Raw genomic sequence first — 20231 nt, 5'->3', positions numbered from 1 at the left:
GAAGCGGTGTCGGCGCCGCGCGTTAGGAGCCTTCCCGTGAGCACTCCCCAGCCGATCCGGACCGGTGAGACCCTCGATGTCGACCGCAGCGACGCGCAGTACCGGAGCTGGCTCAAAGAGGCCGTCCGCAAGGTCCAGGCCGATGCCAACCGCTCGGCCGACACGCATCTGCTCCGCTTCCCGCTCCCCGAGGAGTGGGGAGTCGATCTGTATCTGAAGGACGAGTCGACCCATCCCACGGGCAGCCTCAAACATCGCCTGGCCCGCTCGCTCTTCCTGTACGGCCTGTGCAACGGCTGGATCCGGCCCGGTCGCCCGGTGATCGAGGCCTCCAGCGGTTCGACGGCCGTGTCCGAGGCCTATTTCGCGGGGCTCGTCGGTGTGCCTTTCATCGCGGTCATGCCCCGCACCACGAGTGCCGAGAAATGCCGGCTGATCGAATTCCACGGCGGGCAGTGCCACTTCGTGGACGACTCACGAAAGATCTACGAGGAGTCCGTCGCACTCGCCGCCGAAACCGGCGGCCACTACATGGATCAGTTCACGTACGCGGAAAGGGCGACGGACTGGCGCGGGAACAACAACATCGCCGAGTCCATTTTCCGTCAACTGGCCCTGGAGCGATTCCCGGAACCCGCGTGGATCGTCGCCACGGCCGGTACCGGCGGCACCTCGGCGACCCTCGCCCGCTACGTCCACTACATGCAGGCGGACACCCGTATCTGCGTCGCCGACCCGGACAACTCCTGTTTCTTCGAGGGGTGGATCACGGCCGATCCCGACGTCACCTGCGACCGCGGCTCGCGCATCGAGGGCATCGGCAGGCCGCGCGTCGAGCCGAGCTTCGTGCCCGGGGCCATCGACCGCATGATGAAGGTGCCGGACGCGGCGAGCGTCGCCGCCGTACGCACCCTGGAGCGGGTCATCGGCCGCAAGGCGGGCGGCTCGACCGGCACCGGCCTGTGGAGCGCGCTGAAGATCGTCGCCGAGATGGTGGCCGAGGGGCGCAGGGGGAGCGTGGTGACGCTGCTGTGCGACCCCGGGGACCGCTATCTCGACAAGTACTACTCGGACGAGTGGCTGGCCGAACAGGGCCTGGACATCGCGCCGTACATGACGGCGCTCAACTCCCTGCTGGAGACGGGCGTCTGGCCGGCCTGACCCGGGTCGGGCGCGGTGAACACCCCTATGTCCGGCCGCCGTTCGGCCAGGGAGGGTCCGACGCGGGCGGCGCCGCGGACGACGCCAGGTGTTCCTGGAGCCGGGCATGCCGGAACTCGTAGGCCGCGCCCGCCTGACGCAGCACTCCGCGCTGGTGCGCCTCCTCCAGGAACGCCATCAGACGCCACGGCAGCCGCCCGTTGCCGCACAGCCACAGACGGGTCACGAGGAGCCAGCCCCAAGCGCTGATGAACACGGAGAAGGGGCCGACGAGCAGCCAGGTCAGGAGGACAAGGCCGAATGAATCGGATTGCCCGGACGTCCGGGCCAGGGTCACCGACGCGAGTACCGCGGCGACGACGCCGAACGTCACCAGAGTGACGCCCCGCGTGATGGCGGTGACCCGGTCGAACCGCAACGTGGCCCGGGGTCCGGCGGCTCGTGCGGTGTCGATCGGCGCGACCATCCACGCGTGAAAGCCGGCCGCCAGTCCGCTGACCAGACCGAGGCCCAGGCCGGCGGTCAGACCCAGACTCAGATAGCTGCCGAAGAGCACGCTCGGTGGCGCCGCGAACAGCCAGTCGTACGAACGGCTGGGTACCTCGGTCTGGAACGCGGAGTCCTCCACGTACGCCCCGCTCGGCAGTTTGACCTGCGGGTTGGTCCGGGAAGCGCGCAGCTCCAGCTCGATGCGACCGTGGAAGGGGGTGCAGCGCACGGAACCCGAGCAGCCTTGGCGCGCTGTCTCGGCGGGGGACGCGTACGTCGTGCCGTCGGCGTGCACCTCGACGATGCCGTCGACCGGCTCGGGTGTTCGCAGATAGCGGTCGTCGTTGGGGCGTACGCCGTGGACCCAGCCGTCCGCCGTGACGACATAGCGAGTGCCGTCCGTGAGGTGGTGCACCACGCCGGCGGGGAAGTCCGCCGACACGGCGGCCCGGGCGCCGGCCACGGTGGCGGTCGTGACACCGAACGCCGCGCCCAGGGCCAGACCGGTCAGGAGACCGGTTCTGAGCCCGCGAACCAGGGCTGTCCGGAAGTGTCCGCGAGCACGCTGTGGACGGGGGGACGACGCCCCGCGGGCGGTGCCGCCCTGCCAGTTGCGCAGTCCCATGGCCACCAGGGCGCCGGCCGCTATCGCGGTCGTGGGCGGCACCCACTGCGGAACGAGGAACAGTTGCGGGAGGGAGAAGCCGATCACCGCGGACATGAACACGACCACAACGGCTCTGACCGACCCCCGCCCACCGAAAGCCGCATAGGAGGGAAGCGGCTCCCCGATGATCCCCAGTACCCCCAGCGCGTTGGCCGTGGTGAGTCCGAACACCATGGCGAACGCGGCCGCCCCGAGCCACGTCGGGCCGACGTTCGCGTTGGGCAGGGAGGTGGTGCAGTCCAGGCTGGTGCTGGCGACCGACCCGACCAGAACCCCCGCCAGCACGGCTGTGACGACCACCCGCGCCGCCCATTCCGCCGTCCGTCGACGGGTCGAGATCCGTGCCCCGAGCACGGTGTAGCCCAGCCCCACTCCGAGAATGAACCCGCACATCATCGCGGGTGCCTTGAGTCCCGCGGCGGGGATCCAGGCCACGCCGAGCACGAGCGCCACGCATCCCAGGAGCAGGATCGGGCCCAGCGTGCGCAGCGGCCACGGCAGCGCGCGGCGCAGCCGCCACCATGCGAGCTGCCGGGTGGTCTGCCGCTGTAGCTGAGCGGCGAGTTCACCCAGCCAGGCGCGGGCCTCCTCGGCGCGTGGGCTGTCCGCGAACGCGGCCGGGACGAAGCTGTCCAGCAGATGCCGTTCCAGGACGTCCGGATCGGCGAACCGGCCGTCGAGCAGTTCGGCGGGGTCCCGGCCGGTGTCGCCGTAGGCGGCCCGCGCCATGGCCACCATCAGCGGTGTGCTGAGGGCGGAGCGAACCGTACGGGCGACGGGATCGTCCGGATGCCGGCGAAACTCCGCGAGAACCGGATCCCAGCGCGTGGCGCGCTCTCCGCCCTCTCCGCGTACGGGTCGGCCGGTGCGCGCCAGATAGGAGCCCACGGTCTCGAACGTCAGAGGCCGCAGTTCGATGACCGCCGCGGCGGTGAACACATCGCTCGTCTCCACCGCCTTCGCGTACGCCTCTGTACGGCACGTCACCAAAACCGGCTCACCCGAGTCGAGTTCCGTGTTGAGCCGCCGCAGAGCCGTTGCCCACGATGCCTGCGGCATCTCGTCCAACCCGTCGAAAACAGGCAGCACCAGCCCGGCTCGCAGCAGCTTGTCGGCCCAGGAGGCCCCCGGATGGGTTGCGGACAGATGGGCGGCCATCCAGTCCCGCAGGCTCTTCTGCTCGGGCTGCCAGCTCGACAGGGGAAAAAGCACCGGGACGCGATCGCCGGGCTGCCATCGGGCGAGCCGGTCCAGGATGAACCCCACGGCCAGCATGGTCTTGCCGCTTCCCGGTTCACCGAGCACCACCAGCCGCCGGGACGGGACGGCTTCCAGGACGCTGGAGATGTCCTCGAGCCGGTCACCTCCCGTCACGACGGGACCGACCTCGCTCGGAGCGTCGACCAGCCACGCTTCGGCGGGCGACCAGCGTACCTCCAGGGGGTAGGGGTCCTGGAGCCGGCGCAGCCGCCACTCCGCCCGCCACTGTTCTTCCACCGCCCCTGACAGCCGCTCGGCCCACTGCTCCAATCGCTCCCGGGAGGGAGCCGAGCCTTCGTTCGCTTCCTCGCCCTGCGGAGCGCTCTTCCACATATTGACCGAGAGTCCGAAGAGGGAGAACCCGAATCCGAGAACGGCGGTCAGGACCGAGGTCTTGCCGAGATCTCCGTTGGAGAACGCCACGCAGAGCACGGTCCCTGTGAGCGCGACCGCACCCAGCCAAATGCCATGCCGCCACCACCGCATCACACGTCCCCGTCACGCCTCGCCGTCCGCGCGAGGAGTCCTGCTATTGGGCTTTCCAGTTCGCGTTGTCCGGGATCGTCTTCTCAGGCACGCGTACCTGAATGATGGACGGACCGCTCGAGTACTCCAGCGCACCCGTCACGGCATCCTCCAGTTCGCCGTACGTGCCGACTTCCCATCCCCGGCAGCCGAAGACCTCCGCCAGCGTGCTGTAGTTCCACCGGTGCAGCTCGCAGGGCTTGTAGAACGGTTCGTCGGAGTGGAACACCGCCGCGTCGGCGAGCCACTGCTCCACGGCGTAGACGCCGTTGTCGATGACGAAGACGATCGGATCGAGCCCCAACCGGGTCTGGGTCGAGAGGCATTGGGCCGTCATCTGGAAGCCGCCGTCACCCGAGAAGACCAGGACCCTCTGGTCGGGACGCTTCGCCAGGCAGATACCCGTCGCGGCCGGCGCACTGTAGCCGATCGACGAGTAGGACGACTGGACGACGAACCCGCCGGGACTGGGCACATCGAGCAGCAGGCTTCCGAAGTAGTTCATGCTCGCGTCGGCACCGACGATGGTGTTCCTGTCGACGTACTGCTGGATGCAGTCGTAGAAACCCTGGTACGTGATGACATCGGCCTTCTCCATGGTCGGCGTGCTGCGCGCCGGGATTTCCGGCAGTTTCCGCTCCTTGGGCGCGATCTTCTCCGTCAGGATGCCGTCGATCAGGTGCTCCAACGCGACCTGTCCGCCGAAATAGGTTCCGAACTTGACCGCGTCGAACGACGCGAACGCGGTCTTGTCGTAGTCCGGGTCCCAGCCCAACGAGTTGATGTCCGTCAGCCATACGCCGAGCGCCAGTACGAAGTCGGACGTGGCGGCCAGATCCGTCACGACCTTCGACGACGCCTGGCCGTCCAGGACGCCGGCGAACAGGGCGTCGTCCTCGGACAGGACGGCCTTGCTGAGGAGTTCCGTGACGAACGGGACGTTCAGTTGCTGGATCAGACGCATGGCCTTGTCCTGAAGGCCGAGACGGTCGATCTCCACACCGAGCCAGATGAGAGGACTCTCGGCGCTTTCGAGCTTCGCGCAGATCTGAGCGACCGACTGTTCCAGGCTGGTCTCGTCCGAGAGGACCCTGACCGGCTTCAGAACGCCCTCCGGCGGCCGGCACTCCAAGTCGACCATGTCCTGGAGCAGTTCGATGTAGATCGGCCGCCGTTCGCTGATGCACCGGGTCAGTGCGTAGTCGATCAGCGTCGGCGCGAGGTCCGGATTGTCGATCCGGATGGCCGCCACCGTCAGGTGCTCGAACGACTGGAGATCCGTTTCCCGTCCGCTGATGAAGTGATGCGCGCTGAAGCCGGTCTGCTCGAAGGTGATGGTCTTCTTGACGCTCGGTGTGCCGTTGATCAGCACGAGTGGCACCCTCTCGACATAGGCGCCGGCGACCGCGTTCACGGCGCACAGCGCGCCCGCGGAGTAGGTGACACAGAGTGCGCCGATTCCCCTCAGTCTCGCGTATCCGTCCGCCGCGTAACCGGCGTTCACCTCGTTGACTTCCTCGATGATCTTCGTGCCGCTCGGCGCGACGTACCGGTTCAGCCATTCGATCGAGTAGTCCCCCGCGATGGCGAACAGGTGCTCCAGCCCCAGTTGGCGGAGCCGGTCCACCAGGTACCGCCCTACAGTGCAACTCTCGTTCATGGTTGAGGCACCTCCGTGGTCAGTAGTCGCTCGCGTCGCCGAACAGTCGGGGCATGTAGATGTCGAAGATCCCCGGGCACTTGCGCTCCGGATACCGCTTCAGCATGAAGCTCTTGAAGGCGTCGGCTGTCAGCCCGTCACCGATCGCCTGCCGAGCGGCGGAAAGGTACTCGATGTTGCGCGCGACTTCGTTCTTGTCGGCCGGCAGACCGTGGCCCGGCAGGAACAGCTCGTAGTCCGACACCAGCATGTCGCGCAGCACCCGGACCCAGTGGTCCATGTGTTTCGTCAGGTACAGATGGGTGCCGCTGTAGAGCAGATCCTGAGTGAAGTACACGCCCAGATCAGGGAGCCTGATGGTGAGGTGGTAGTCGATCTCGGTGTCCGTCACCCGGTCGAAGACGTACCTGACCCCGTCGATCTTGTCCTCGCCGGCGCTGGCGACCCGTTCCGGAACGACGACGCGCTCCGGGGCGAGGTCACCGAGTTTCCAGTGGTCGCTTCTCGAGTCCTCACCATGATCGTGGATGAACGTCATGGTCTCGGACAGTGCGTGGACCGTGATGTCGCTGAACGCGGTCCCGAGACCGAACCAGTGGTCGGGGTGACGGTGGGAGAGGTACAGCCTTTCGATCGGCTTGCCCAGGCTGTCCGCGTAGTCCCTGAAGGCTCTCGCGTAGGGGGCGAGAAACTGCGAGTCGACGAGAACGAGCTGGTTCCTGGTTTCGATGACATGCGTGGCGTTCGCGATGTTGCTGCCCGCGAAGGACGCGACGAACGTGTGAATACGGACGTCGCCCGTCTGCTTCACAACCATGGTGATGGGATCCGACACTTGAGCCAGCACGGGAGTCCCCTTTCCGGGATCAGGCGGTCTTCTCTCGCAGCTCCTCCAACGCGGCCTCGGCCACGTCGTAGGCGCTGTCGCTGCCGGGCACCGGCTCGTCCTCGCCCGGTCGCCAGAAACGCCGGCGCGCCATGCGCATGGAACCGTCGAACGGCGGGATCGCGTTGAACACTTCGATCAGGTACGGCCCGCGGTACACCGGCTCGATCTCGCGCGAGAGGACGTCCCACGGAATCCAGCTGTCCTTCACCGCCCCCCGGTCGGGTGCGGAGATGTGGACGTAGTAGAGCCGGTCCTGCCGTGTCGCCCGCCCGACGTTCTCCCTGAGGACCGACGGACCCTGGCTTTCCATCACGACCTGCGCCGTGTCGATCGTCACGCCGCCCTGCGGGTGCTCCAGACGCTCGAGGAAGTCCAGTACCTCCGAGACCATGTTGGGCGGCGGCGTCTCCCAGCTCTTGACGGGCTCGACGGCGAGCTTCACCTCGCGCGCCGCGGCGTACTCCAGCAGTTCTTCGAAGACGGAACGCGCCGCGTCGTAGCGCGGCTTCATCCAGTCCTGCAGGGCGTCGCTCCAGATCGGCTCATCGGTGTCCGTGACGGGAAAGACCCCGTAGGGATAGATGAACGGCCCGGACATGATGGAATCGCCGCCCAGGACGCGTGTGATGTCGACGCGTGACTTGAGGTAGGACAGGGCCTGCGCGCGCTGCTCCTCGTAGGGCGATGTCGGGTCGAAGGTGCGTGTGGTCCCGACGTTGGTGGTGAACTTCACGTCCCCCAGCCCCGCCCGTTCGAATGTCTTCTTGAGGCCGGCGTAACGGTCGACCTCGAGCTTGTGATCGACGCTCTCGGGCTGAGCGGCGATGTGCACATCGAAGCCGTCATAGCCCATTTCGGTCAGGACCTTCAGGTGATCGATCAGTACGCGGCTGTACCGCGCGTCCTGTGGTCGCAGATCAGCCGTGAACATGAAGAAGCTGAAGAAGACGTCTCGTCCGATGTTCGCGTTCATGGTCACCAGCCCAGGATGTCGGCGAGGTAGGCACGGGCCTTCTTGGCGTACTCGAGCGGTACGGCCTTGTTCGGATCCTGTTCCGCTTCCACGACCAGCCACCCCTGGTAGTGGGCGGCGGCCAGCGCTTCGAGGATGGGCCGGAAGTCGATCCCGCCGTCGCCGGGCACGGTGAAGACGCCGAGCTGGATGGCCTCCTGGAAGGACAAGCCCTCTTCCCGCACCCGGCTCACGACCTCGGGCCGGATGCTCTTGAGGTGGACGTGACCGATGCGGTCGGCGTGGTCCCGGGCCAGATCCAGCGGATCGTCACCGGCGAAGGCCATGTGGCCGGTGTCGAGAAGCAGGTGGACCAGCTCGGGATCGGTCGAGGCCATCAGCCGGTCGATGTCGGCCCGCGTCATGACGCCCGTGCCCATGTGGTGGTGATAGCTGAGCTTCAGTCCGGCCGAGGCGGCGATCCCGCCGAGCTCGTTCAGGCCCGAACTCAAGGCGTCCCACTGGGAGTCGGTGAAGACCGGGCGGTTGGCGAACACGTCCACGGGCAGCAGATGCGACGAGGCGCCGAACTCGGCCACGACCAGTTCGGTCCCGCCCAGGGTCTTGATATGGGTCAGCGTCTCCTCGAAAGCGGCGACCGTCTTCTCCCGCATCCTGCCGATCGTGAAGTAGGTGCTCGTCCAGGGCTCGGACACACTCAGGCCGCGGAGATCGAGTGCGGCCTTGAGCTCGGCGGCGTCCGAGGGGTACTTGTGCCCGATGCTGCAGCCCTGGAAGCCGGCGAGCGCCATGTCGCTCACGGCCTGGCCGAACGAGATGCCGGCGTCGATGGCGGGGAAGTCGTCGTTCCACCACAGGGTGCAGCAGACGCCGAGCTTCACTTTGTCCGGGCTGAGACGTTCGAGTGTGTCCGTCATCTCGTCGCCCCTTTCAGATAGCGGTCCGCGATGCGGGGCGGCTGAGCCCAGGAGCCGTATCCGGGGGCTTTGGCACCTGGGGGATTGGCCCCGATGGCCCGCCACAGGAGGCCCTCCTGGTAGGCGGCGGCGGTGACCGTGGAGGTTTCGGCCGCTGTGCGGGCCCCGTAGCGGTCGGTCCACTCGGCAGGCAGCGCGTACCACATTCCGGCGTACCAGAGCTTGATCACGTTGCGGGCCACGGGGCCGAGCCGGTCGTCGCCGAAGATCCGGTGGCGCAGGGCCCGGTCGAACAGATCCCGGTCGAGCGGGGCTCGGGTGTGGCTTCCGGCCTCGCCGGCCGCGTCGGCCCGGGCCGCCCTGTGGGCCTCCAGGAGGGCGGTGACGATCTCGTCGCCGCAGGCGGCCCGGACTTTCGCCAGATACTGGTGGGCCATGCCGGTGCCGAGCAGATCGGTCTCCTCGAAGGCGGTGAGGTCGACCGACAGGAAGAGGAACTTCTCGAACGACGGGGCGGTCATCGCGTAACCGTCCGGGTGCTCTCGTCGGCACCGGGTGAGGCCTGCGGATCGGACCCGACCGCTGCCGGAATCTCGAAGGTGGGACCGGCGTGCAGGCCGCCACCGCCCGGCAGGGGGGTGCACACCAGCCGGTTGAAGCCGTCGCGCAGGCGAAACATCTCGCAGACGCTCTCCTGCAGGACTTCCGGCTGTCCGTTGAACGCCTTCGTGAGCAGGGCGAGGAACGCCCCGTAGTCGGCGTTGAAGTCCCGGGCGACACGGGCGAGTTCCGATCCCGCCGGATAGTCGGCCAGCCGGACACTCGTCTTCACCTTGTACACGTCCTCCCAGGTGATGCTCAGCGGGGGCCCCGAAGGCGCGCCGGGATGGTCGCCCACCTGGTAGTAGCGCCCGAGCTGGAGCTGCCGGAACCGGTAGTAGTGGGCAAGCTCCCCTTCCGAGTCGTAGATGCCGGAGTCGAGGCCCTCGCCCTGGCCGGCGATGAAGCGGAGCGCCCGCTGCGCCGATTCCAGGTCGGAGACGACGACCACCTCACCGCCGCCGGAGTAGAAGTACTCGGGCCCCACCTGACGGGCCGGATCCCCGCGGAAGAGCGAGGGATCGTTGGCCGCCACCTTTTCGAGCCCTTCGATGATCTCCTCGTAGAACTCGCCGATGCTGTAGAAGCGCATCTGCTCCGCCGTGGGGCTGGAGACCAGGAAGTGGGTCTTGCGGTCCGGTGACTTCACCAGCCGCGAGTCGGCACTGGGGGCCTTGCCCGGCCGCTCGATCTTGCAGAACGTCTCCACCGCCTCGGGGGAGAAGGGCCGCAGGTCGACGGTGAAGTCGTCCTCCCCGTCCGGCAGGCGGGCCGGATAGGACGGCACGAAGCCGGGGCGGGTCAGGTCGGGCGTCCCGCCGATGGCGTTCAGCACGTTGGCGGCGAGGGTCAGATGCAGCATCTCCTCCACCGCGGTCACCCGGATGATGTGGGCGGCGTCGGAGTTGGTGCTGGAGTGAATGGAGTAGTACGCGGTCAGGTACGGCGGGATGGTGGCGTGCTCGAGCGCCATCGCCGCGTTCAGGTAGGCGAGCAGGTCGTCACGGTTCTCGATGGTCGACGCGATCATGAGGCCGCCTCCCCTGAGGTCGGCGCCGCTCGGCGCTGGTCGGAGGTGACGGTGATCGGTGCGGTCTCGGAGTCGAGCTGGGCCAGCATGGCCCGGACGCTGCGCAGGCACAGGGCGGCCAGGGTGAGCGTCACGTTCGAGGTGCCCACGGTGGGCATGCTTCCTCCGCCGACCATGTACAGGTTCTCGTGATCCCAGCACCGCTGATCCGCGTCGACCACCGAGGTCGCCGGCTCGCGGCCCATCACGTGGGTGCCGGCGAGATGGTTGCCCCCGCGGATCTCGTATCCCTCGCCGTCGTGGACGGCGTAGCCCCAGAAGTTCGGGTTGTAGGCGGTATGGTCCTCGGCCCCCAGACGGGCGAAGATCCGTCTCGACAACTGCCGGGCGTACGCCACGCCCCGCATCGTGTACTCGGGGATGTTGTACGTGAGAACGGGCCGCATGTTGCCCAGCTTGTCCGTGAAGTCCGGGCTCACGGTGACCCGGTTGCCGGGGTCGGCGGGGACCTCGACCATGAACGCGAGCTGTAGCTGACGGGACACCCGGTCCACCAAGCCCTGGCGGAGGGACTCGCCGTAGCGGCCGCCGGAGTCCACCAGGCCGATCAGGTCGGTCATCGGCGCACCCCGGGCCCAGCCCCAGCCGTCGTTGTGGATGTCGACGGTGAACGCCGCCTGACGGCTGCGGAAGCGGCCCCCGCGCAGGTCGGCGATGCCGCCCGTGCAGATCGTGCCGCGGAAGGTGCCGGCCACCTGCGGCAGCAGCGCCCACGCGAGCAGGTAGGCGTGGTCCATGAAGTTCCGCCCCATCAGGCCGCTCGAACCGCGCAGGCCGGAGGCCAGCATCAGCCGGGGGTTCTCCACCGCGTTGGCGGCCAGGACGAACAACCGGCCGCGGGCTCTCATCGTGGTGTAGCCGGGGCTGTCGGGCCGGTCGTAGCGGCGGTACTCGATCTCGGTCACCCGGTTCGTGCGCTCGTCGACGTGCACCCTGTGGGCCACCGCCTGCGCCACCAGGTCGACCCGGCCGCTCTGGAGGGCCAGAGCCAGGGTCTTGCCGGCGTTGTACTTGGCCTGCACCGGGCAGATGGGCACGCAGTTGTTGTTGCCCTGACACCGCTCGCCGACCTCGACCTGGTACGCGCTCACCGCGCCTCGCGGCACATAGCCCTTCCCGCCGTCGTAGGCCGGGTTCGGTATCCCGTTCCGGCCCTGCGGGAACGGCCGGACGCGCAGCTCCCGCCGCTCCCCGTCGAGTTCGACCGGCATCCCGTCGACATCTTTTGCGACCGTCCGGTCCAGGTAGGACAGGGGCAGTCCTTTCATGGGGAAGACGTAGTCCTCGTCGAAGTTGATCCCGAGGTAGGCCTGGTCCTCCACGTCGGCGGAGACGCCGATCTCGCGTTCGGCCTCGCTGTAGTACGGGGCAAGGTCCTCGTAGGTGAGCGGCCAGTCGGCCCCTTCGCCGTAGAGCGTCCGCATCCGGAAGTCCTCGGGCAGCATCCGCAACGCCTTGCCTTCCCAGTGCATGGTGGTGCCGCCGAGGACCCGCGTGTAGGTGGTGTCGGTGGCGAAGGGCCCGCTCTGGACGAGGTAGGACGAGGCGTCGGCGGCACCCGGGGTGATGCGCCGTGCGTCGGTGCTGCGGGGCATCGGGGCATTCGCGACGGCCGGGTAGGGAGCCTGGTTGTCCTTGCTGACGGCTGAGTAGAACCGGTCGAGATAGCGCTCGTAGCCCCTGAGGGTGAGGTCTTCGGCCGGGCCCGCTTCGAGCAGCAGCACCTTCCTGCCGGCTTGGCTCAGCCGCAGGGCGACGAGAGCGCCGGAGATCCCGCCGCCGACGATGACGGCGTCGTAGAGAACCTCGGCCGCCGCCCCGGGGTCGGTGCGGTGCGCCGCCCCCTTGGGAAACTTCGCGTACATGGGACAGTCACTCCTCCACTGCCAGGCACAGCCGGGACCGGCGTGGCGGCCTGGGTTCGAGTCGGTCGGCCGCGGTCACACGGCCTCGGCCCAAACGTGCGTGGCGGACACATGGGAATCGTCGCCCGGCGACCGAGGACCGCTGCGGACGCCGAGTGCGGCCACAAGCTGCCGCCACGGGTAGGTGTGGGGACTCTGCGCGAGCGAGCCGATGAACGGCGCAAGAGAGCGCAGATTGTTCATGGCAACTTCTATGGTCAAGCTGCGCGTTGGTGTCGCTACTGCTGCTGACGCGGCGCACAAGCCACTGTCGCGTCAGCAACGATACGCGCGAACCCTCAAGATCGCTGAATGTGCCGCAGGCGCCTGCGGCACGCCGCGCTCCGGGTGAGAGAACCTGAAGGAGCCTCAGGAAACCTTTTCTGCGCACAATTTCCTGAATGCCGCGGTGGGTCAACGTGGGCGGCCTGTGCGTCCGGTACGACCAACACGCCTGCCCTGCCCGTCTGGTGGCAGTCCGCCCCGCCCGCCACCCGGCAAACGATCAAAGTTGTGCAGCGGGCTCTCGCCGCCCAACTGCGTGTCCTGCCCTGGGGAAAGACCTCCTCGCGCTGGAGCACGGCACGAGCCGGGCGCTGCCGGCTCGTATGCCGGTCGCGCCCCTGTCCGGAGACGGTCCCCGCCTGTTCCCCGGCTGCGCGGGCCGTATCCCGCGGCCTACCGGCGGTCGTGTTGCGATCTTCCCCACCAGTGCTTTCATGGAAATGAAGGCATGCGTGCCAGCGGAATATGCGCCAGGCAGAAGACCTCGGCGTGGGGCGGCGATGTTGCGTTGCGGCGGTGTGGGGCGGAGGACGCGCAGGTGATGCGCGGTGCCACGCGTAGAGCTGACCTGTTTCCGTATGTGTCCACACCCGGCGCTCGTATGACGTCCCGTCAATGATGTGCAGCGCGGAGGGAACGTCCTCATGCCCACGAAGGTGATCCGTCGTCCGGACGGCAAGGAAAGGCCGCACAACGCCCCCTGGTTCACGCTGTACCCGAGGCGGTGGTGGTCCCGGCTCTCAGGGGCGACCCGCAAGGAATGGCGTACGTTCAGGACGAAGCGGGAGGCTCACAAGAGCATCGCCGCGGCACGTAGTTGGCGGCCGGGGTGGTTCTCTCTGGGCCCGCTTCTGCGTGTATACGCTTTCGTCGGTACGGCTGTGCTGCTGATTTGGGTGGGGCTGCTCATTTACGATTTCCGCGTGAATGACCAGGTGGTGGAAAGCAAGGACAAGGAATCGCAGCTCCATAAAGTCCTCGATTCCCTGTGGCTCGACGCTGTCTCCCATATCGTGGGTCCGGTTCTGACAGGGTCCTTGATACTGACATTCTTCCTTCTCTACTGGTATCACAAGACCAAGAAACCGCTCATCGAAAAGGCGCGTACGCGTCCGCACGAGCTGGTCTCCACGGCCGGAACCTTCGGCAACCGCATCGTCGGGCGCCGTGAACTGTCCCAGGTGATTGCCCAGACACTCCGTAACCGTAAGACCCGAAAGCCCTATCTGCTCGTCGGCGGTGTGGGCGTCGGCAAAACGGCCGTTCTGGTGGAACTCACTCGGATGCTCGCGCAGCAGTCCGCCGTTCCCGTACCCATCAGTCTGCGCGACATGAAAGGCGACGGAGAGCTCGACTTCGAGGAAATGGCACGGCGCCGCTTCGCGGAGGAGGCGGACCAGGGAGTGCTCGCCGGCAGCAACATCGACAAGACCTGGCGGCAGCTCCGGCTCGACGGCAGAGTGGTCGTGATCGCCGACGGCCTGGAAGAGGCCCTTCTCGACGAGAAGTACCAGGAGGACCGCGACAACATCATCCGGCGGGCGATCGAGCGAGCGGACCGCCAGAAGCTGCCCCTGGTCATCGCCTCGCGTCCGCACACACCGCTGGAGGGCACTCGCGCGGCGATCGCCGACATGGAACCGCTGAGCGAGGAAGCGGCCCTGGAGTATCTGGTGCGGGAACCGGGCGAGCTGGACGAGCGCCGCCTCGACTGGGTGGTGGAGACCGCGAAGGTCGTGGAATCGCCGATCTATCTGCGGATCGCCCGCCTGTTGCAGCAGTGCGGGCTGCTCGACCACCTCACCCTCCGCGGCGAAAAGGACCGCCTGGACACCCGGAGCAACGACTGCTCCACTCTCAGGCTCGGATTCCTCAACACCTATCGTCAGGCCATTGAAGACGGTCGCATATTCGATGATCTGGTGATGGGGCGCGAGGAACGCCGGGAGACCATGTGGGTCGTGTCGGCCATGGCCTGTTTGGGACTTCTGCAGGACAGTATCGAGGTGACGTTCGACGATTTCGTCAGCGCACACGCGAACGACCTTCGGCGCCGCGCGCGATCTCAGGAAAATCACCAGGAATCGCCGGAGGCTGCCCAGCAGTACGGAACCCGCCTTTCCATTTCCGCGGCGCAGCGCGACGCGATCTGGGGTGTGATGTGCCGAAAGATCGGCGGCTCGGCACACTGGCTCAACACGTTGGACTACCCCAACGAATGCCGGACCGAGCTGGCGAGGCACACCGCCAACGGACAACTCCTGGGTCTGGTGTACGGCCGCAAGAACAAGGTTCGTTTCCCGCACAGCATCCTCCAGGCGTACATGGGTTATCGCCTGCTGAAGGAAATGCCGGACGACAGGATCGCAGCTGTCGTCGAACCGGCGCTGCACAGCCCGGGCCCGTCGCGAGAACTGCTCATCGCTCTGGTACTGCTCTCACGTCACCGGGCAGCTCCTCTCACCTCCCGGTCGGCCGCCGCACAGCGCGTCCCCCGCGCCAAGAGCCGTCACGCGACATCGCCGAAACTGGCCGAGCTGCTCAGCAACGCCGCCGCGGCCCGGCATGACGCGAAGTACTTCGACCTGTACGCCGCGGCCCTGGACATAGACTGCGTGGATCCGGTGCCGATGCAGGACAAGCTGGCCCACGAGCTCGATGAACAATGGGCCGGCCTCGACATCAGAGGCGATCAGCGGACCATCGAGAGCGCGAAGCTCCGGCTGGTACGGAACTTCGGAGCCGCTCTGCGTGAACGGGACCGTCGCAACAAGGCGAGTGGTCCCCTCCCGGGATGTTCGGGACAGGATCCCGCGCGCCCGACGCTTCCCTACAAGCACCTCTTCCAGATCGGCACGCACGAGCCCTCTCACGCTGTCCGGATCGCGATCGCACACCAGATCGCCGCCGGTGGCGATGCGGCCTTCCAGGAACTGCGCACGGAATTCCCTATCGGTTCCGATCCCATAACCCAGTACCTGGGAAAGATCCGAGACGCCAAGCAGAAGCTCGACCGGGACTACACATCGTGGCTCAATCAGGAAGATCCGGACCCTGCCGCCGGTCCGGAGGCGGCGGAGAAGAGGCAGCGGGAGCACGACTGGATGGTGAGGGAGTACGAGCAGTGCCGGACCACATGGTGGCGCCACTTCAGCCTCCGGGCCTGGCTCGTTCCCATGGTCGTCGGGTCCGTCTCCGAGAAGTACCGTGACGAGGCCAAGGAACGGCTGAGCATCTGGTTGCGCAACCTGACCGACCAGACCGGGGAACAGAGTCCGCTCATGCCGCTCTCTTTGGAGAACGCCCTGGCCCAGGGCTTCAAGAACGCGGCGAACCGCAGGAGACGGCATCCGGAGGCCTACGAGGAGACCCGGGCCTACCTGGTGAAGCAGGCGGAGAGGATGCTCACCTGCAGTCGCTACTGGTACGCGCAACTGAGTCTGCTTCAGGCGCTGTGCCTGTGGGAGCTTCCCGACACCTTCGGACGCACCTCCGGGTCCGGCGCGGCGAACCGGCGGAGCGGTTCCGCGTCACCGTCCACCAGTCTCACGAAGGACGACGACGCGGCATCCAGTGGCCCCATGGAGCCCATAAAGTCGGTGACCCGATGGCTGGCGATGGCCGGAAGCGCACACGAGAAGACCCCGGCCCACATCGGCGCCGCGTACCAACGGCACGGCGAAAAGGTCCTCCACCCGTTCATCGCGGAAGCCGGTGATCTGGTGACCCTGGCCCTGGAGACGGGCCACCCCGAGCGGTTCCTCTGGATCGACGAGAACGAGATCAGCGACAGCGTCGGTTCCACGCCTGCCGATCCGGACCGCTACCGCAAGCACAACCTGTGGATCTCCCCGTCCGTCGGCTGGAGCAGCCTGCATCCTCGAGCGCAACGCCTTCTCGCGGACATCATGGTCCTGCTCAACCTCACCCAGGGCGACGGCAGCCCGGACGACATCGAGGAACGTCTGAAGCTCTCGAACAAACCCGGCCTCCCGCACTGCCTCACCCACGACCGCAGCCTGCTCCACCCCGAACGCAGTATCGGCCGGGCCGACAAGGGCGAATCCCGCACCACCTGCACGTCCCCGTGCGAGTTCCGCCTGTGCCCCTATCCCCCCAAGGCCGGAAACGCGCAGGCGGAAATGGCGGAGCTGTTCTGCCGGCAGCAACAGGCGCTCCTGCACAGCCGCTTCCGCTGGCACCTGCCGGCCGTCAGCCGGCACACCGCGCCATGGGTCAGCGTCCCCGTCAGGGAGTTGCACGCCTTCTGGGAGGAAATGGCCAACCGGAACCGCAAGAGCACCGACGACGAACACCTCATGTGACACAGCCTCCTTGGCACACCTGCTTTGACAACCGAAAGGCGCGCTCCGATGAACGGCTACCCACTCATCGAGAATCACGGTCTCATCGGCGATCTGCAGACCGCGGCGCTGGTGACCACCGAGGGCATGGTCGACTGGTTCTGCTCCCCACGGTTCGACTCGCCCAGTGTCTTCGGGGCGCTGCTGGACAAGGAGAAGGGCGGTCACTGCACGGTCCGGCCGGCGCATCCGACCCACGCGACGAAGCAGTTGTACCTGCCCGGTACAGCGATCCTGGTGACACGGTTCATGACCGAGGCGGGCGCCGGTGAGGTGGTCGACTTCATGCCGGTGACCGGTACGACAGTCACCTCCCGGCACCGACTGGTGCGTCTGATCCGCTGTGTGCGCGGCACCATGACGTTCGAGGTCGAGATCGCCCCGCGGTTCGACTACGGACGTGCGAAGCACGAGGCGCACATCACCGAGCACGGAGCGGTCTTCGCCGCGGAGGACGGCACCGAACTCACCATGCACCCCATCCGCGAACCGGAGGACGATCCACTCCTCGACGTTCTCACGGGCCAGGACGGCGACCTGCGCCTGTCGGTGACCCTGCGGGCCGGTCAACAGCGCGGGCTGGTTCTGGAGATGGACGCCGACGGACCACCGGCCGAGATCCGCCTGGACGCGTACGAGCGGCTCTTCGACCAGACCGTGGCGTTCTGGCGCTCCTGGCTGGCGCAGTCCCGCTACACCGGGCGCTGGCGCGAGATGGTGGAGCGTTCCGCGATCACGCTCAAGCTCATGACCTTCGCACCCAGCGGCGCCCTGGTGGCCGCCCCGACGACGGCTCTCCCGGAGCAATTGGGCGGCGAACGCAACTGGGACTACCGCTTCACCTGGATCCGTGACGCCTCGTTCTCCGTGTACGCCCTGCTGGGACTGGGCTTCACCGAAGAGGCCCGGGCGTTCATCGCATGGCTGAGCGACCGGGTCAAGGAGCGGGCCGGCGAGAGCGGGACCACGGGCCCGCTCAACGTCATGTACAAGGTCGACGGCTCGGCCGACCTGGACGAGCAGATCCTCGACCACTGGGAGGGGTACGCGGGCTCCGCGCCGGTACGGATCGGCAACGGCGCCGCGACTCAGCTCCAACTGGACATCTACGGCGAGGCGCTGGACAGCATGCACTTCGCGCACCAGCACGGATTCCAGATCGGGCACGCGGGATGGACCTCCATGCGGGAGAACCTGGACTGGCTGGCCGACCACTGGGACCAGCCCGAGGAAGGGATCTGGGAGACCCGCGGAGGGCGCCAGGACTTCACCTACGGCCGGGTCATGTCATGGGTGGCGTTCGACCGCGCCCTGCGCCTCGCCGAGTCGAAGGGCTGGCCGTCGGCGTACGGGCGGTGGCAGACGGAGCGGGACGCCGTCTACGACCAGGTCATGGCCAAGGGATGGAGCGAGGAACAGCAGGCCTTCGTCCAGCACTACGGCAGTGGCGTACTGGACTCCTCGCTGCTGCGCATGTCCACGGTCGGTTTCCTCAGCCCCGAGGACCCGATATGGGCCTCGACCCTGGACGCCATCGACCGGAAACTGGTCAGCGACAGCCTCGTCTACCGCTACGACCCCGAGGCGTCGCCCGACGGCCTGCGCGGCTCGGAGGGCACCTTCTCGCTGTGCACGTTCATGTACGTCGACGCCCTCGTCCGGGCGGGGCGGACGGACCAGGCCCGACTGGTGTACGAAAAGATGATGGGGTACGCCAACCATCTGGGCCTGTACTCGGAGGAGGTCGACCCGACGGGCCGTCAACTCGGCAATTTCCCGCAGGCGTTCACCCATCTCGCCCTCATCGATGCGACCCTCACTCTCGACAAGGCACTCGACGGGGGCTGACCGGGGTTCGGTCGAGCTCCGTTGTTTCGGTCGAGTTCCGTCATGCCGGGCCCGGCCCGACAAGGCACTAGACGGGAGCCGGCCCGAGCCCGGTCGACGCCCTATTGAAGTCGGGCCCCGGCGATTTCACGCCGGTGTCGACGCGAGCCGCCGGTCCAGCGCCTTCACCGCGTCCCGGAAGGCGCGGCCCAGGCCGCTCCGCCCCACGGTCAGTGCCGCCCGGAACAAGGCGGTTCCGTCGGCGGCGAAGGTCCACTGCACGCGTGTCCCCTCGCCCGCGGGCGTCAGCCGCCACTCCTCGACCAGGGCGCGGAGCCCCGGCGCGTTCGTGGTGTCCGCCCGGTACGTGTAGACCTCGGGAGCCTTGCTGACCAGTATGGTCTCCTCGAACCGCGTTCCGCCGCGGAGCCGCACCTCGCGCCCGGTGCCGTCGGCGGCGGGCCGCGCGGACGTCACCGCCGAGAACCACTCGCTCCAGCCGGCTACGTCCTCCGCGAGCGCCGAGTGGACGGCCTCCACGGGAGCGGCGACCTCGCGCGCGAACACCAGACGCAGCGGAGCGGTCTCGACGAAGTCGGGCCCCACCGGACGCAGTCGACGTGCCATGAGCGAACCCCCTCGTTGGAGCCGAACCCGGTCGGCCGGGAGCGAATCCCGGCCGCGCCCGCACCACGGGCGACGCCGACGGCGTGACCGGCGGCGCGGGCAGCGTCACCTTAGCTGGCGGACCGTCAGATGTCTGTATCGTCCTCGGGCTCACCGGCCACGACCAGGCGCCGAAGGTGCTCCGAGATCTCCGCGCGGGCCTCGGCGGGCATCCCGCCGTCGGTCACCAGCGTGTCGACCTGGTCCAGCGCGGCGAACGAACTGAGGCCCACCGTCCCCCACTTGGTGTGGTCCGCGATCACGATCACACGCCGCGCGGACTGCACGAGCCGCCGGTTGGTCTCCGCCTCGGCGAGGTTCGGCGTCGACAGCCCCGCCTCGGCCGATATGCCGTGCACACCGAGGAAGAGGACGTCGAAGTGCAGGGCCGCGATGGCCTGGTCGGCCACCGGTCCGACGAGCGAGTCGGACGGCGTGCGCACCCCGCCGGTCAGGACGACGGTCGCGGCGCCCTGACGCTGACCGGAGGTGCGCTGCGCCGAGTGGAACACGTCAGCCACACGTACCGAGTTGGTGACCACGGTCAGGTCGGGCACGTCCACCAGATGATGAGCCAGCGCGTACGTCGTCGTACCACCGGAGAGGGCGATCGCCGAACCCGGCGCGACCAACTCCGCCGCGGTCCGCGCGATGTCCTCCTTGGCCGTCAGCTCCAGACCCGACTTGGCCTCGAAACCCGGTTCGTGCGTGCTCGCCTCGACCACCGGCACCGCGCCGCCGTGCACCTTCTCGACGACACCCTGACGGGCCAGCGCGTCGAGATCGCGGCGGACCGTCATGTCGGAGACACCGAGCCTTCGCGTCAGCTCGTTCACACGGACGCCACCGCGGCGGCGCACCTCGTCGAGGATCAGGGCGCGGCGCTGCTCCGCGAGGAGGTTCTGATTCTCACTCACGACCGCTCAGGTCCTTTCGCCGCTGCCTGCCCGACAC

At 67.7% G+C, this 20231-nt stretch carries 13 protein-coding genes; 3 read left to right on the top strand and 10 right to left on the bottom strand.

The annotated features are described in order from the left end of the window. Window positions 1-36: 36 nt before the first annotated feature. Window positions 37-1161, top strand: coding sequence for a PLP-dependent cysteine synthase family protein (locus ABZV42_RS08805; RefSeq protein ID WP_355987789.1), 1125 nt, complete (start codon window positions 37-39; stop codon window positions 1159-1161). 25 nt (window positions 1162-1186) lie between these two features. Here the strand turns inward: ABZV42_RS08805 and ABZV42_RS08800 are convergent, their stop codons facing one another. From ABZV42_RS08800 to ABZV42_RS08765, 8 genes are all read right to left on the bottom strand, one after another. After that, complete coding sequence (locus tag ABZV42_RS08800) at window positions 1187-4000, bottom strand: NACHT domain-containing protein (RefSeq protein ID WP_355987791.1); 2814 nt, start codon at window positions 3998-4000, stop codon at window positions 1187-1189. A gap of 106 nt (window positions 4001-4106) precedes the next feature. Next, window positions 4107-5762 carry a thiamine pyrophosphate-dependent enzyme gene (locus ABZV42_RS08795; protein WP_355987794.1) on the bottom strand — a complete coding sequence of 552 codons (1656 nt, stop codon included), beginning with the start codon at window positions 5760-5762 and terminating at the stop codon, window positions 4107-4109. Window positions 5763-5781: 19 nt separating this feature from the next. Further along, a complete protein-coding gene (locus ABZV42_RS08790) occupies window positions 5782-6609 on the bottom strand; it encodes an MBL fold metallo-hydrolase (protein WP_355987796.1) in 828 nt (275 codons plus the stop codon). Between the two features lie 19 nt (window positions 6610-6628). Next, window positions 6629-7624, bottom strand: coding sequence for a sugar phosphate isomerase/epimerase family protein (locus ABZV42_RS08785; protein WP_355987843.1), 996 nt, complete (start codon window positions 7622-7624; stop codon window positions 6629-6631). A 2-nt stretch (window positions 7625-7626) separates the two neighbouring features. Beyond that, a complete protein-coding gene (iolE, locus tag ABZV42_RS08780) occupies window positions 7627-8541 on the bottom strand; it encodes a myo-inosose-2 dehydratase (RefSeq protein ID WP_355987798.1) in 915 nt (304 codons plus the stop codon). Beyond that, the gene (locus ABZV42_RS08775) at window positions 8538-9062 is read right to left on the bottom strand and encodes a hypothetical protein (RefSeq protein WP_355987800.1); all 525 of its coding nucleotides are present in this window, start codon (window positions 9060-9062) and stop codon (window positions 8538-8540) included. Before ABZV42_RS08775 ends, iolE begins: the two co-directional genes overlap by 4 nt. Then, a complete protein-coding gene (locus ABZV42_RS08770; RefSeq protein WP_356051312.1) occupies window positions 9059-10171 on the bottom strand; it encodes a ferritin-like protein in 1113 nt (370 codons plus the stop codon). Before ABZV42_RS08770 ends, ABZV42_RS08775 begins: the two co-directional genes overlap by 4 nt. Beyond that, the gene (locus tag ABZV42_RS08765) at window positions 10168-12096 is read right to left on the bottom strand and encodes a GMC family oxidoreductase (protein ID WP_356051311.1); all 1929 of its coding nucleotides are present in this window, start codon (window positions 12094-12096) and stop codon (window positions 10168-10170) included. The genes ABZV42_RS08770 and ABZV42_RS08765 overlap by 4 nt, the downstream gene beginning before the upstream one ends. A gap of 1247 nt (window positions 12097-13343) precedes the next feature. Here ABZV42_RS08765 and ABZV42_RS08760 point away from each other — a divergent pair. Both ABZV42_RS08760 and ABZV42_RS08755 read left to right on the top strand, forming a co-directional pair. Next, on the top strand, window positions 13344-16745 hold the full coding sequence (locus tag ABZV42_RS08760; protein ID WP_356051309.1) for an ATP-binding protein: 3402 nt from the start codon (window positions 13344-13346) through the stop codon (window positions 16743-16745). A 48-nt stretch (window positions 16746-16793) separates the two neighbouring features. Continuing rightward, the gene (locus ABZV42_RS08755; protein WP_355987810.1) at window positions 16794-18632 is read left to right on the top strand and encodes a glycoside hydrolase family 15 protein; all 1839 of its coding nucleotides are present in this window, start codon (window positions 16794-16796) and stop codon (window positions 18630-18632) included. 126 nt (window positions 18633-18758) lie between these two features. On the opposite strand, the gene ABZV42_RS08750 is transcribed toward ABZV42_RS08755, so the two are convergent. Beyond that, complete coding sequence (locus ABZV42_RS08750) at window positions 18759-19238, bottom strand: SRPBCC family protein (RefSeq protein WP_356051307.1); 480 nt, start codon at window positions 19236-19238, stop codon at window positions 18759-18761. A gap of 125 nt (window positions 19239-19363) precedes the next feature. After that, window positions 19364-20194, bottom strand: a complete 831-nt coding sequence (locus tag ABZV42_RS08745) for a DeoR/GlpR family DNA-binding transcription regulator (RefSeq protein ID WP_355987814.1) — start codon at window positions 20192-20194, stop codon at window positions 19364-19366. Window positions 20195-20231 lie beyond the last annotated feature (37 nt).

Origin of the sequence: Streptomyces sp. NPDC005281 (assembly GCF_040607495.1) — a bacterium.
In the GTDB taxonomy this organism is placed as follows: Bacteria; Actinomycetota; Actinomycetes; order Streptomycetales; family Streptomycetaceae; genus Streptomyces.
This window is presented reverse-complemented; position numbering and strand designations above follow the sequence as displayed.

Bases quoted from the DNA above. Each gene is read 5' to 3' on its own strand.
- ABZV42_RS08775 (WP_355987800.1), bottom strand. From the start codon at position 9,062: ATGACCGCCCCGTCGTTCGAGAAGTTCCTCTTCCTGTCGGTCGACCTC.
- ABZV42_RS08795 (WP_355987794.1), bottom strand. From the start codon at position 5,762: ATGAACGAGAGTTGCACTGTAGGGCGGTACCTGGTGGACCGGCTCCGC.
- ABZV42_RS08765 (WP_356051311.1), bottom strand. From the start codon at position 12,096: ATGTACGCGAAGTTTCCCAAGGGGGCGGCGCACCGCACCGACCCCGGG.
- ABZV42_RS08755 (WP_355987810.1), top strand. From the start codon at position 16,794: ATGAACGGCTACCCACTCATCGAGAATCACGGTCTCATCGGCGATCTG.
- ABZV42_RS08785 (WP_355987843.1), bottom strand. From the start codon at position 7,624: ATGAACGCGAACATCGGACGAGACGTCTTCTTCAGCTTCTTCATGTTC.
- ABZV42_RS08750 (WP_356051307.1), bottom strand. From the start codon at position 19,238: ATGGCACGTCGACTGCGTCCGGTGGGGCCCGACTTCGTCGAGACCGCT.
- iolE (WP_355987798.1), bottom strand. From the start codon at position 8,541: ATGACGGACACACTCGAACGTCTCAGCCCGGACAAAGTGAAGCTCGGC.
- ABZV42_RS08770 (WP_356051312.1), bottom strand. From the start codon at position 10,171: ATGATCGCGTCGACCATCGAGAACCGTGACGACCTGCTCGCCTACCTG.